This window comes from Allofournierella sp. CML151, from assembly GCF_027853465.1.
In the GTDB taxonomy this organism is placed as follows: domain Bacteria; phylum Bacillota; class Clostridia; order Oscillospirales; family Ruminococcaceae; genus Allofournierella.
Genome location: NZ_JAPNNW010000015.1, coordinates 1 through 12,766, shown reverse-complemented (window position 1 = coordinate 12,766; position 12,766 = coordinate 1). Strand labels below are relative to the sequence as shown.

Below are 12,766 nucleotides of genomic sequence, written 5' to 3'. Positions count from 1 at the left end.
TATCCATGAACAGAAAACACATTGTATGCTACGGCGATTCCAACACCTGGGGCTACTGCGCCGCCACCGGCGGCCGCTATGAGGACGATGCCCGCTGGACCCGCCTTTTGCAGGAGCAGCTGGGCGAGGGGTATCTGGTGGCAGAGGAAGGGGTGTGCGGCCGCACCACCGTGTTTGAAGACCCGCTGAACGAGGGCCTCTGCGGCTTTGCCCACCTGGCCACGGCCCTGAACACCCACAGTCCGCTGGATCTTTTGGTGGTGATGCTGGGCACCAACGACTGCAAGCAGCGTTATTCCGCCACCGCCCAGAACATTGCCGACGGGCTGGCCCGTCTGGTGACACGGGCAAAGCAGCTGCCGGTGTGGGCAGGCGAACCCAAGGTGCTGATCGTGGCGCCCATCATGATTGATTCCCGGGTGCACCAGGTACCCCGCGTGGGCCAGGAGATGGGCGAGGGCTGCGTGGAAAAATCCCGCCTGCTGCCCGCTTTGATGGAGCAGACCGCCCGGGATACCGGCTGTGAATTCATGGACTGCAACCCCTATGTGCAGCCGGGCGAGGCGGACTGGATGCACTTTGACGCGGCCAGCCAGGCACGTTTTGCCCTGGCGCTGGAGGCCAAGATCCGGGTGCTGCTCAGCGGCCGGAGCTGAGTGCCCATACGCATAGCGCTTTTTCACACCCCATATCCTTGTACAAAAAGGATATGGGGTGTTGTTTTATGCTGCATGCGCTCACGTTGACAGTTCTGGCCGGGCTGAGCACCGGCATTGGCGGGCTGGTTGCCGCCCTCTTTCGCCCCGGGCGGCGGACGATGGCGCTGTGCAGCGGCTTTGCGGCGGGAGTGATGCTGGCCATGAGCCTGCTGGACCTGCTTCCCCATGCGCTGGCGGGCTGGCGACAAGCCATGGGCCCGGCGGGTGCGAGCCTGGCGGTGACCAGTCTGGCATTGCTGGGCATGGTCCTGGCGGCACTGCTGGAACAGCTGCTGCCCGAGGCAAAACAGGAGGCAACCGGCGAGGGCCGGGCGGCTGCCTTGCGGGGCGCGCTGGTCACCGGCCTTGCACTGCTGGCCCACAATCTGCCGGAGGGAGCGCTTACCCTGTTCGCGGGCGTGGCAGACCCGGCGGCGGGCCTGCGGCTGAGCCTGGCAGTGGGGCTGCACAACCTGCCCGAGGGCATGGCGGTGGCCGCGCCGCTGTATTATGCTACAAAAAGCCGGGCCAAAGCGGCGAGCGCGGCCTTTGCCAGCGGTCTGGCCGAGCCGGTGGGTGCGGTGCTGGCCTTCGGGCTGCTGGGGTCGCTGCTTACCCCGGGCTTTCTGAATGGAATGCTGGCCGGAGTGGCCGGGGTGATGTGCTGGGCGGCGGCCTTCGAGCTGCTGCCCATGGCCTACCGGCTGGGCCCGGCGGACAAGGTGGCAACGGGCTTGGCGGCGGGGGTTTTGACGATGCTACTTGGAATCAGCGTGTTATCATGATATAATAAAGCAGATTATCTTTTTTGGCCCGTGGGACGAGATGCCGCGGGCGGGAAGGGGGTGACGGCCGTGAAACGAATGGCTCTGGCGGCACTTGTGCTGGCGGCAAGCCTTTTGTGCGGCTGCGCCAGCAGCATGAGCGGCGGTGTGGAGGAGCTTCTGCGCGCCCCCCAGCTGGCCGGACCCCAGACCAATGTGCAGAAGGCGCTCACGGCCTATCTGGGCGAGGCGCCTCAGCTGAAATACCCCCAGAACGGCGATATCCTTTCCCCGTTTTTGTTCGGCGACTGGAACGGCGACGGCTCCATGGACGCGGCGGCGCTGTATGTGAGCTCCGGGCTGCAGAACGTCTGCCTGGCGATTCTGGAGCAGTCCGGCGGCAGCTGGGTGGTGACCCAGGAGCTCGAGGGCCTTTCCGCCGAGGTGGACAGTGTGAGCACTGCGGCCATGAGCGGCGATGGCGGAATGCAGCTGCTGGTGGGCTATGTGGGCACCAGTGGGGAAAAATATCTTTCGGTATATGCTTACCAGGACCGAACTCTTACCCAGGTAATGGAGCAGGCCTATTCCCAGTATGAATTGCAGGATATCACCGGCAGCGGTCTGAAGGACCTGATCCTGATCGGCCCTCAGACGGTTGATGGAATGAAGGTGCAGCTGCTCACGGCCATCCGGGGCGAGTTCACCATGGCCCAGGAGTTCTGGCTGAGTCCGGAACGGTTTTCCAGCTGCGAGGCTCTGCACCTGAGCAGCGGATCGGACGGTGGCTATTATCTGGTGCTGGACGGCTACGTGGGCTCCGGCTCGGCGCTGGCCAGCATTCTGCTGAGCTACAATGCCGCCACCCAGCAGCTGGAGGAATATACCCCTCTGCTGCCGGTGGACGTTTATAGCGAGAGCATCCGCTATTCCAGCCTGCTCACCAGCACCGACATTGACGGCGACGGAACGGTGGAGATTCCGGTGGAGCTGCCGGATGCCAACGGCCACATCACGGTGGGCCGCCTGAGCTTTGTGGCCTGGATGGACTACACCAGCACCGATCCGGAGAAGAGCTTCGGCATTGTGGATCTGGAAAATGGCTTTTACCTGGAGCTGCCCCCCAGCTGGGAGGGCAAGATCCAGGTGAAGGAAGGCTCGCAGGAGGGCAGCTGGGCCATCCGCAGCCTGGAGGACGGTACCGGCTACCTGGAGGTCCGGGTGGTGGAGCCCAGCACCGAGGGCGGGTCCTACTTCCGCCTGGGGAACGTGGGCGGCAAAAAGGTACAGGCCAGAATTCTGGCTTCCCATGTGGGAGAAAACGGCGAAAACCTGCAGCCGGCGGCACTGACCGACTGCTTCCGGGTGCTGTGAGCGGCAAAAGCCGCCCGCCCCGTTTTTATAGGAGGTTTGATTGCATGCGTAGAGTGTTAGTTGTGGAAGACGAGACCAGCATCCGCGAGCTGATCGCCTTGAATCTTCAGATGGCGGGCTATCAGGTGCTGGAGGCCGGCAGTGCCGAGCAGGGCCTGGCGCTGCTCAGCCAGGGCCAGAAATGCGACGCTGCTGTGCTGGACGTGATGCTGCCCGGCATGAACGGCTTTTCCCTGTGTGAGACCATCCGCCGGGACGACCCGAACATCGGCATCATTATCCTGAGCGCCAAGAGCATGGAGCAGGATAAGATCCGCGGCCTGTCCATCGGAGCCGACGACTATATGACCAAGCCCTTCAGCGTGTCCGAGCTGCTGGCCCGCATCGAGGCGCTGTGCCGCCGGGTCAACCGGGGCGCGGCAGAGGCTCCCGTTCCGGACGAGACCCGCATGGTGAGCGGCCAGTTTATTCTGGACCAGAAGAGCCGGGTGCTGTACAAGGCGGGCAAGCCCATCGATCTGACCCAGGTGGAGTTCCAGATCATGGAGCTGTTTTTCCAGAACCCCGGCACTGCCCTGGTGCGGGAAAAGATCCTGGAAGGGGTCTGGGGCGAAAATTACTACGGCGATGTGAAGATCGTGGACGTGAACATCCGCCGCCTTCGCATGAAGGTGGAGGACGAGCCCTCCAGCCCCAAGCACATCCTCACTGTGTGGGGCTACGGCTACCGCTGGAACGGATGACAGGCAGGTATACAGGAAGGGGGCTGCCATGAACAGCATCACCAAACGATGGCTGCGCAGCAGCCTTCTGATCACCTTTTTGCTGGTGGCAGGCGCGGTGAGCATCTATATCTATACCCTGATCTCAGGCAGCTATAACGGGGTACAGCAGGCCATGCTCAGCCGAATTTCCAGCATGGGCGGTCAGCTGAAGATCACCACCGGCCAGAGCGCGGAGCAAACCTCCCAGAGCCGAGGCAGCCTGCTGCGCCGGATGGTGGAGCAGTTCGACGAGAAGGACAAGTTCGAGTTCATGCTGCTGGACAGTGAGGGTCAGGTGATCGCCACCTCCTCGGGCGGAACGCTGCGCTATGAAAAGGCCCCGGAGGATTTTCTCATGGCCATGGAATCCCCCAACAGCAGCGGCCGCAGCGTGTATACCAGTGTGACCGGTGAGCGGGTGATGGCCATTTCCGTGATGGTACCCTACCCGGCGGAGGATGTGGCGGCCCTGCGTATGGTGACCAGCCTGACCATGGTGGACCAGATGATGGTGGAACGGGTGCTGCTGGCTTTGGGCCTTGGTGCGGTGATCCTGCTGTTCAGTGCCTGGAGCGGTGTGTTTTTCATCCGTTCCATTGTGCGTCCGCTGGACGAGGTGGCCAAGACGGCCAACGCCATCGCCCGGGGCGATCTGAGCGCCCGCCTGCCCGAGGGCAGCGACGGCGACGAGATCGGGCGGCTGTGCAATACCATCAACCAGATGGCGGGGGAGCTTTCCAAAACCGAGCGGCTGCAGAACGAGTTTATTTCGTCGGTGAGCCACGAGCTGCGTACCCCGCTCACCAGCATCCGGGGCTGGGTGGAGACCATCGCCCATATCCGGGACCCGGAGGACGAAAACTACCGCAAGGGCCTGTCCATCATCGGGCGGGAGACCGACCGGCTGTACGATATGGTGGAGGAGCTGCTCAGCTTCTCCCGGCTGCAGAGCGGCGTGAAGCTGGAATGCCGGCCTCTGGATCTGGTGGCCGAGCTCACCGACGCGGCCCTGTTCATGGAGGCGCGCATCCGCGCCGAGGGGCTGCGGCTGGTGTATGAGGAGCCGGAGTTGCCCCTGCCGATCTGGGCGGATGGCAGCCGGCTGCGCCAGGTGTTCATCAACGTGATGGACAACGCGGTGAAATATTCCTCGCCCGGCGGGGCCATCACTCTGGACCTTTTGCAGGACGGCGAGAATGTGTACGTGCTGATCAAGGATGAGGGCCGGGGCATTGCGCCGGATGATCTGGAAAATGTGAAGCTGAAATTCTTCAAGGGCAAGGGCGCGGTGCGCGGCAGCGGCATCGGCCTTGCAGTGGTGGATGAAATCATGACTGCGCTGGACGGCTCGGCAGATATTTCCTCTGAGCTGGGCAAGGGCACCACTGTGACCCTGCGCCTGCCCATCTACCGGGGCAGCGGCGAAGCGCCGGACTGGGCGGTGAATGCCCCGAAAGAAAGCCCGGAAAAGGAGTAACCCTGTGACGATTCTGATTTTGATCGTTTTGGCCGCGGCGCTGGCTCTGGCGTTGGAACGGCCACTGGAACGTACGGTCCAGGTTGTTCTGGCCGGGACCGCTCTTGTAACCTACTGCGCCACGCTGGCCGGGCACAAAAGCTCGGCACTGCCGGTGATGGCGGTGTGCGCCGGTGCGGCCTGCCTGACGGCGGTGGTTCGTTGCCGCAAAGCCGGTGCAGGCCGGTGCGTGGCTCTTCTGATCCGCCCGGGCGTGTTTGCCCTGGTGCTGGCCATGGCCGCGGGCTGGCTGCTGATGCGGCAGATCCGCTTTGTGATGCTGGATGATCTGCTTCACTGGGCGCTTTTCAGCAAGCAGATGTGTGGACTGGAGGCCTTCCCAGAGGGCGCCCGGCTGGCCAGCGCCTATGCGGACTATCCGCCCGGCGCTCAGATGCTGCTGGTGTTTTTGCAGATCGGGCAGCCCTTTTCTCACCCCATGCTGTTCTGGGGGCAGCTGCTGTGGTACACCGGCCTGACACTGCCTCTTCTGGAGAAAACCAGCGAGGGCGGCAGGCTGCGGCAAGCCGCCGCCGCAGTGGGCGGCGCGGTGTTCCTGCTGCTGTTCCCGGCACTGTTCAATCACTATTACACCGAGAGCCTGGTGGTGGAGCCTTTGATGGGCCTGATGCTGGGCTGCATGGCCTACACGGCCTGGCGCGGCCGCACCGGGCCGGACCTTCTGGACGGACTGACCGTGAGCCTGTTGGCCTGCCTGCTGGTGCTGACCAAGAGCACCGGCGTTTTGTATGCGGCGGCGGGACTGCTGGCAGTAGCAATTTTGTGGCGGCAGGCGCTGTTTTGCAGCAAAGGCCGGGCACGCAGGCTTGCCTTTGCGGGCGTTACCGTGGCGGCTGCTGCGGGCCTGTGGCAAAGCTGGCGCTGGCTGTGCGCCGCAAAGGGCTATGTTTCCTATTTTACTGAGGATGCGCCCCAGGCCTATACGCCGGACAATCTGACCGCCTTTTTGAAGGGCGAGGGTCTGGCAGGGCAGGTGATCCCCTCCTTTTTGCGGGCACTGGCGGTTCAGCCGCTGGCCAAGCGCTGGGGACTTTCCGCCCTGGCGATGCTGGCGGTGGTGTGGGCGCTGGCCTGCCTGCTGCCCCGGCTGCGCCGGCAGGAACTGCGCCCGGTGCTGGCAGTTTTTACATTGATTTTTGTTGTGTATGCGGCGTCGGTGTGCTATTCTTATGTGTACCTGTTCCAGGAGGGCGAAGCACTGACCCTTTCCGCCTTCAGCCGCTACATCGGTCCGCTCCCCACCGGCGCCCTTTATCTGGTGCTGGGGGCGGCGGTCTGGCAGTATTGGGGCAGAGGAAAGCCTCTGGCCTGGTGCTGCGCGGGAGCGGCCTTCCTTGCCTGTCTGAACTGGCAGGCCCCGGCCCGCTGGCTGCCCGGCGCCTATCAGACGGTATTTGAGCAGTTCATGGGCGATCAGGCATCCGGAGTGGACGGCATCCTGCAGGAGGCCGAGGCTCTGCACGATTGTCTGGAACCCACCGACCGGGTGCTTGCAATCACCCAGGCCTCCTCCATGGACCGGTTGGGTCAGCTGCTGCGCTATGCGCTGCTGCCCAATCAGGTGGAGTACTGGTCCCCCACCGAGTGCGGTGATTCCCACGGGCTTTCGCTGCGGTGGAACGAGTACCTGGTGGAACAGGGGTTTGAGTACGTGTACTGCGCGGCGGATGGCCAGCCCACCGCGGACCAGGAGATGCTGACTGACCAGGCGGGGACGCCGGTGCGGTCAGGCTGGCTTTACCGGGTGAACACAGAGGACGGCGCAGTGCAGCTGGAGCCGGTGTGTCAGCCCGGCTGAAAGGAGAAAGAATGGAAAAACCAAAGGAATGTTTTAAGACCAGTGTGGGCGGTCAGGCCCTGATGGAGGGCATTATGATGCGCGGCCCTAAAAAGATTTGTGTGGCCGTGCGCAAGCCGGATGGCGGGATCGACCTGACGATGGAGGACGTGAAGCATCACAAGTGGCAAAAGATCCCCTTCGTGCGGGGCGCCTGCTCCATGATCGAGAACCTGGTGCTGGGCTACCGGTACCTGATGCACTCCGCCGAGGTGAGCATGCCCGAGGAGGAGCAGGAGCAGCCCGGCAAGCTGGACCTGTGGCTGCAGGAGCATACCGGCCCCAAGTTCCAGAACTTTCTGATGGGACTGGCCGCGGTGATGGGCGGCATGCTGGCCATTGTGCTCTTTATGGTATTACCCACCGCCATTGTAGGTGGTATCAACCACTTTGTACCCCTGGGTTGGGGCAAGGTACTGCTGGAAGGCGTACTCAAGATTGCTATGTTCGTGATCTACCTGTTCCTGTGCACCCGCATGAAGGAGATTCACCGGGTGTTTGAGTATCACGGCGCCGAGCACAAGACCATCGCCTGCTATGAGGCGGGTCAGGAGCTGACGGTGGAGAACATCCGCCATCACTGCCGGTTCCATCCCCGCTGCGGTACCAGCTTTATGATTCTGGTGCTGATCGTGAGCATTCTTTTGTTCAGTGTGCTGCCCTGGAGCAGCACCGGCCTGCGTGTGTTCCTGAAGCTGCTGCTGCTGCCGGTGGTGATGGGCATCAGCTACGAGCTGATCAAGCTGGCGGGCCGGTATGACAACCTGGCTACCCGCATCATCAGCGCGCCGGGTCTCTGGCTGCAGCGGCTGACCACCTTCGAGCCGGATGACTCCATGATCGAGGTGGCCATCGCCGCGGTGAAGCCGGTGCTGCCCGGCCGCCCGGAGGACGGACTGTGGTAAGCGGCGCGCCCCGGACCGCCCATGCCTGGGCGCGGGCCCGGCTGGAAGCAGCCGGCGTGGAGGATGCAGCCTTTGACGCTGCCTGCCTGATGGAGCTGGTGGCGGGGAAAAACTGGCGCTGGATGGACGGCGAGCTCACCGCAGAGCAGAAGAGGCGTCTGGAGCAGCTGACCGAAAAGCGGGCGCAGCGGTATCCGCTTCAGTATCTGGCGGGGCGCTGGCCCTTTCTGGACTTTGAGCTGGAGGTGGGCCCCGGGGTTCTGATTCCCCGGGCGGACACCGAGCTGCTGTGCGAGACCGGCGCGGAGCTGCTGGCAGGCAAAACCGGCCCGCAGGTGCTGGACCTGTGCGCCGGAAGTGGCTGCGTGGGCCTGGGCATCAAACGACTGGTCCCTGCCGCGCAGGTCACCTGCCTGGAAAAAAGCCCCGAGGCCTTTGTCTACCTGACCCGGAATGCCGCCGGAGCACTGCCCGGCTTTGATGCAGAGCGGCCCGCAGTACAGCCGGTGGCAGGGGATGTATTCACCTACCAGAACCAACTGGCGCCGGAGAGCCTGGATCTTGTCCTCTCCAACCCGCCCTACGTGACCGGCGACGAGATGAAGGAACTGGAGCCGGAGCTGCGCTTTGAGCCGGAAATGGCTCTGGAGGCAGCCCACGAGGGGCTGGCGTTTTATGAGCACATCGCTCCCGGTTACCTTGCCGCATTGCGGCAAGGCGGCTGGCTGGCGGTGGAGATCGGCTGGGAGCAGGGCGCGGCGGTGCGCGGCATCTTTGAGGCTGCGGGCTACCGGAATGTGGCTGTCCGGCAGGATCTGGCGGGCAAGGACCGGGTGGTCCTGGGGCAAAAAACCTGAAAAAGAGTGATGATCGTCCGATAAAACGGTCGTTTAACCAGAAACTTACAACTTGCAGTTGTAAGTTTCTTCTCTTTTGTGTATAATAAGACAGAAGAAATAAACGCCGCCCCGGCCGGCAGGCCGGGGGCGGCGAAATTGTGAAGACAAATTCGATTGGAATAAAGGAGCAAACACATTATGGCAGACAAGAAACCTCTTCCTTCTCCCAGCAAAAAGGCGGCGGGAGACAAAAAGGCCGCGCTGGAGACCGCGCTGGCCCAGATCGAAAAGCAGTTCGGCAAGGGTGCCGTAATGAAGCTGGGCAGCAACGTGGCCATGCAGGTGGACGCCATTTCCACCGGCAGCCTGTCGCTGGACCTGGCGCTGGGCGTGGGCGGTATGCCCCGCGGCCGTGTGGTTGAGATCTACGGACCGGAATCCAGCGGTAAAACCACCCTGGCGCTGCATGTGCTGGCCGAGGCCCAGAAGGCCGGCGGCGAGGTTGCTTTCATCGACGTGGAGCACGCGCTGGACCCGGTGTATGCCCGTGCCCTGGGTGTGGACATCGACAGCCTGCTGGTAAGCCAGCCGGATACCGGCGAGCAGGCACTGGAGATCTGCGAGGCACTGGTTCGCTCCGGCGCCATCGATGCCATCGTCATCGACTCGGTGGCCGCTATGGTGCCCCGCGCCGAGATCGAGGGTGAGATGGGCGACTCCCATGTGGGCCTGCAGGCTCGCCTGATGAGCCAGGCTCTGCGCAAGCTGACCGGCGTTATCGGCAAGACCAACACCGTGGCCATCTTTATCAACCAGCTGCGTGAGAAGGTGGGCGTGACCTACGGCAACCCCGAGGTAACCGCAGGCGGCCGTGCACTGAAATACTACTCCTCCGTGCGTATCGACGTGCGCCGCATCGAGGGCCTGAAGGATTCCACCGGTGCCTTCATCGGTAACCGTACCCGCGCCAAGGTGGTCAAAAACAAGGTGGCCCCTCCCTTCAAGGAGGCGGAGTTCGACATCATGTTCGGCGAGGGCATCAGCAAGACCGGCGAGATCCTGGATCTGGCGGTGACTCTGGGCATCGTGCAGAAGAGCGGTGCGTGGTTCAGCTACGGTGAGACCCGTCTGGGCCAGGGCCGCGACAACGTGAAGATCTACTTCAAGGAGCATCCCGAGCTGATGGCCGAGATCGAGGAGCTGGTACGCCAGAACGCCGACAAGCTGGTGAAGGGCGGCAAGAAGGCGAAGGGCTCGGTGACCCCGGTGGTGGCTGCGCCCGCCCCCGCCGCAGCGGAGGCCCCTGCTCAGGAGAAGGCTGCCGCGGTGAGCGAGGCCGATCTGGACATCATGGTAGAGGACTGAGGCTGTGCTGTTTGAAGAGGAGGACAAGGCCTACCGCCGCGCGCTGGACAAGGCCATGGAATACCTCTCGCTGCGGGACCATTCCAGCGGTGAGCTGTATGACAAGGTACGCAAAAAGCTGGAGGACGACCGGGCGGCTGCGGCGGCCGTGGCCCGCTGTGTGGAGCTGGGGCTGATCAACGACGAGGCCTTTGCCCGTCATCGGGCCAAGTATCTGCTGGCCCGCCACAAGAGCCCGGCCCAGATCCGGGCCCACCTGGCGGAAAAGGGTGTGGACCGGCAGACTGCCGCCCAGGTGCTGGAGGAGCTTTTTGAAGAGGAAAGCTCCGCCGACGCGGTGTACCAGCTGCTGTGCCGCAGCTACGGCCGCAAGCTGGCCGCGGGCAAGCGCCAGAACGTGATTGCCGCCATGGCTCGCCGGGGCTTTTCCCTGGGGGACATCAAGGAGGCACTGGCCCGCTGGGAGGAGGAAAACCCGCCCGAGGAGGACCAGCCGGACTGGGAGCCGGAGTTCTAAAGCGGAAAGGGCGGGGGAACGGGCGGATTTCCGCCAACTTCCACCCCGCAATGCTGGACTTTACCCCTAGAAACATGATAGAATAACAAGGCGAGGGAGAGTTCTCCCTCGCCTTTTCCTGTAATGACCGCCCGCCTGCAAATCGGGAGCGGCGCGGTGCAAACGAACCAGACAAAAAAGGAGAATACTGCATTGAATATCGCAATCATTTCGCTGGGCTGCCCCAAAAACCAGGTGGATGCCGACGTGATGTGCCACGGTCTCATCGCTGCCGGTCACACCACCACCGCCGACCTGAGCTTGGCGGATGTGATCATCGTGAACACCTGCGGCTTCATCGAGAGCGCCAAGACCGAGGCCATCGAGAATATCCTGAACGCCTGCTCCTACAAGGAGCAGAACCCCAACTTGAAGGTGGTGGTCACCGGCTGCCTGGCCGAACGCTACCAGCATGAGATCCGCACCGAAATCCCCGAGGTGGACGCGGTGGTGGGCATCGGCTCCAACAAGGCCATTCCCCAGATCATCGACCGTCTGTGCGGCGGCGCGGAGGACCAGAACCGGGAGTACTACGGCCCCAAGACCGACCTGCCCCTGGGCGGCCGCCGGGTGATCTCCACCCCTCATCACTACGCCTATCTGAAAATTGCCGAGGGCTGCAACAACCGCTGCCACTACTGTGCCATCCCGCTGATCCGCGGTCCGCTGCGCAGCCGTCCCATGGAGGATTGCCTGGCCGAGGCCCGCTGGCTGGCCAATGAGGGCGTGAAGGAGTTGGTGCTGGTGGCTCAGGACCCCACCGCCTACGGCGACGACTGGGGCAAGAACAGCATCTGTGAGCTGCTGGATGAGCTGAATAAGATCGAGGGCATCCGCTGGATTCGCATCCTGTATGCCTACCCCGAGCGCATCACCGACGCCTTCATCGCGGCCATGGTCCGCAACGAGAAGGTGGTGCCTTATCTGGATCTGCCCATCCAGCACTGCAACAGCCGGGTGCTCAAGGCCATGAATCGCAAGGGCGACCGCCAGGTGGTGGAAAGCGCCATCCAGCGCCTGCGCCAGGCCATTCCCGGCATCACTCTGCGCACCACCCTGATCGCGGGCTACCCCGGTGAGACCGAGGAGGAGTTCGACGAGCTGTGCCAGTTCGTGAAGGACACTGCCTTCGAGCGGCTGGGCTGCTTTGCCTTCAGCCCCGAGGAGGACACCGTGGCTGCCTCCATGCCGGACCAGCTGCCGGAGGAGGAGAAGCAGCGCCGGGCCGACATCATCATGCGGGCCCAGGCCAACATCAGCGCCGCCAAGCTGGAGGAGAAGATGGGCAAGACCCTCACTGTGATCTGCGACGGCATCGACGAGGAGAGTGGCCTGTACCTGTGCCGCAGCGAGGCGGATGCCCCGGAGATCGACGGCAATGTGTGCGTTTCCAGTGAGGACCCGATGTATCCCGGCGAGTTCTATCAGGTGTACATCGAGGAAAGCGATATGTACGATCTGTACGGCTATGTAGTGGAGGATGAGAAGGATGAATCTGCCCAATAAACTCACCCTGGCCCGCATTGTGCTGGTGCCGGTGTTTATGGTACTTGCTCAGATGAGCCAGTACGGTACCTCGAATTTTGTGCCCGCCTGGTATCTGGCGGCAGGCGTGGTGTTCGCAGTGGCCAGCTTCACCGATTTTCTGGACGGCTACCTGGCCCGCAAGTGGAATCTGGTAACCGACTTCGGCAAGTTTGCCGATCCGCTGGCCGACAAGCTGCTCACCACTGTGGCTTTCCTGTACATGATGCGGGACGGCGTGTGCAGCATCTGGGTGGTGGCCATCATCCTGGCCCGGGAGTTCGCTGTGGCCGGTGTGCGCATGGTGGCGGCTTCCTCCAACCATGTGATCGCGGCCAATATGTGGGGCAAGGTGAAAACCGTGCTGCAGATGCTCACGATTCTGTTCTACTATTTCGCAGCGGCCTTCTCCAGCGGTGGGGATATCATGGCTGTGGGTCTCATCTCCATGGTGCTGTGCTGGGCGGTGGCGCTGGTGACCCTGCTCTCCGGCGGCATCTACCTGTGGCAGAACCGGGAGTGCTTCATGAACGCCAAGTAATCAGAGCCATTTTACGAAACAGAAAAGAAAAGGGCTTGCCTTCTTCACGGAAGGCAAGCCCT

General features: G+C 62.9%; 12 protein-coding genes. All 12 read left to right on the top strand.

Annotation, left to right across the window (positions count from 1 at the left end; genetic code table 11):
• Positions 1–5: 5 nt before the first annotated feature.
• The 12 genes from PH256_RS10990 (at position 6) to pgsA (ending at position 12,704) form a co-directional block, all read left to right on the top strand.
• Positions 6–656 carry a GDSL-type esterase/lipase family protein gene (locus tag PH256_RS10990; protein WP_270914216.1) on the top strand — a complete coding sequence of 217 codons (651 nt, stop codon included), beginning with the start codon at positions 6–8 and terminating at the stop codon, positions 654–656.
• Positions 657–724: 68 nt separating this feature from the next.
• Positions 725–1,483 (top strand): ZIP family metal transporter, encoded by a 759-nt coding sequence (locus tag PH256_RS10985; protein ID WP_270914215.1) that lies wholly within the window; start codon positions 725–727, stop codon positions 1,481–1,483.
• A 69-nt stretch (positions 1,484–1,552) separates the two neighbouring features.
• Positions 1,553–2,836: a hypothetical protein gene (locus PH256_RS10980; RefSeq protein ID WP_270914214.1), complete on the top strand. Its 1,284-nt coding sequence runs from the start codon at positions 1,553–1,555 to the stop codon at positions 2,834–2,836.
• Positions 2,837–2,880: 44 nt separating this feature from the next.
• On the top strand, positions 2,881–3,579 hold the full coding sequence (locus PH256_RS10975) for a response regulator transcription factor (protein ID WP_087180809.1): 699 nt from the start codon (positions 2,881–2,883) through the stop codon (positions 3,577–3,579).
• A gap of 28 nt (positions 3,580–3,607) precedes the next feature.
• Entirely contained in the window at positions 3,608–5,077 is a 1,470-nt protein-coding gene (locus PH256_RS10970; protein WP_270914213.1) for a sensor histidine kinase, read from the top strand.
• A 4-nt stretch (positions 5,078–5,081) separates the two neighbouring features.
• On the top strand, positions 5,082–6,935 hold the full coding sequence (locus tag PH256_RS10965; protein WP_270914212.1) for a hypothetical protein: 1,854 nt from the start codon (positions 5,082–5,084) through the stop codon (positions 6,933–6,935).
• 11 nt (positions 6,936–6,946) lie between these two features.
• A complete protein-coding gene (locus tag PH256_RS10960) occupies positions 6,947–7,879 on the top strand; it encodes a DUF1385 domain-containing protein (protein ID WP_087183662.1) in 933 nt (310 codons plus the stop codon).
• Positions 7,873–8,736, top strand: a complete 864-nt coding sequence (prmC, locus tag PH256_RS10955) for a peptide chain release factor N(5)-glutamine methyltransferase (protein ID WP_270914211.1) — start codon at positions 7,873–7,875, stop codon at positions 8,734–8,736. Before PH256_RS10960 ends, prmC begins: the two co-directional genes overlap by 7 nt.
• 180 nt (positions 8,737–8,916) lie before the next feature.
• Entirely contained in the window at positions 8,917–10,083 is a 1,167-nt protein-coding gene (recA, locus tag PH256_RS10950; RefSeq protein ID WP_087183661.1) for a recombinase RecA, read from the top strand.
• A gap of 4 nt (positions 10,084–10,087) precedes the next feature.
• On the top strand, positions 10,088–10,600 hold the full coding sequence (locus PH256_RS10945) for a regulatory protein RecX (protein WP_270914210.1): 513 nt from the start codon (positions 10,088–10,090) through the stop codon (positions 10,598–10,600).
• Positions 10,601–10,792: 192 nt separating this feature from the next.
• On the top strand, positions 10,793–12,145 hold the full coding sequence (gene rimO / locus PH256_RS10940) for a 30S ribosomal protein S12 methylthiotransferase RimO (protein ID WP_270914209.1): 1,353 nt from the start codon (positions 10,793–10,795) through the stop codon (positions 12,143–12,145).
• Positions 12,129–12,704 carry a CDP-diacylglycerol--glycerol-3-phosphate 3-phosphatidyltransferase gene (gene pgsA / locus PH256_RS10935; RefSeq protein ID WP_087183659.1) on the top strand — a complete coding sequence of 192 codons (576 nt, stop codon included), beginning with the start codon at positions 12,129–12,131 and terminating at the stop codon, positions 12,702–12,704. Before rimO ends, pgsA begins: the two co-directional genes overlap by 17 nt.
• Positions 12,705–12,766: the final 62 nt, after the last annotated feature.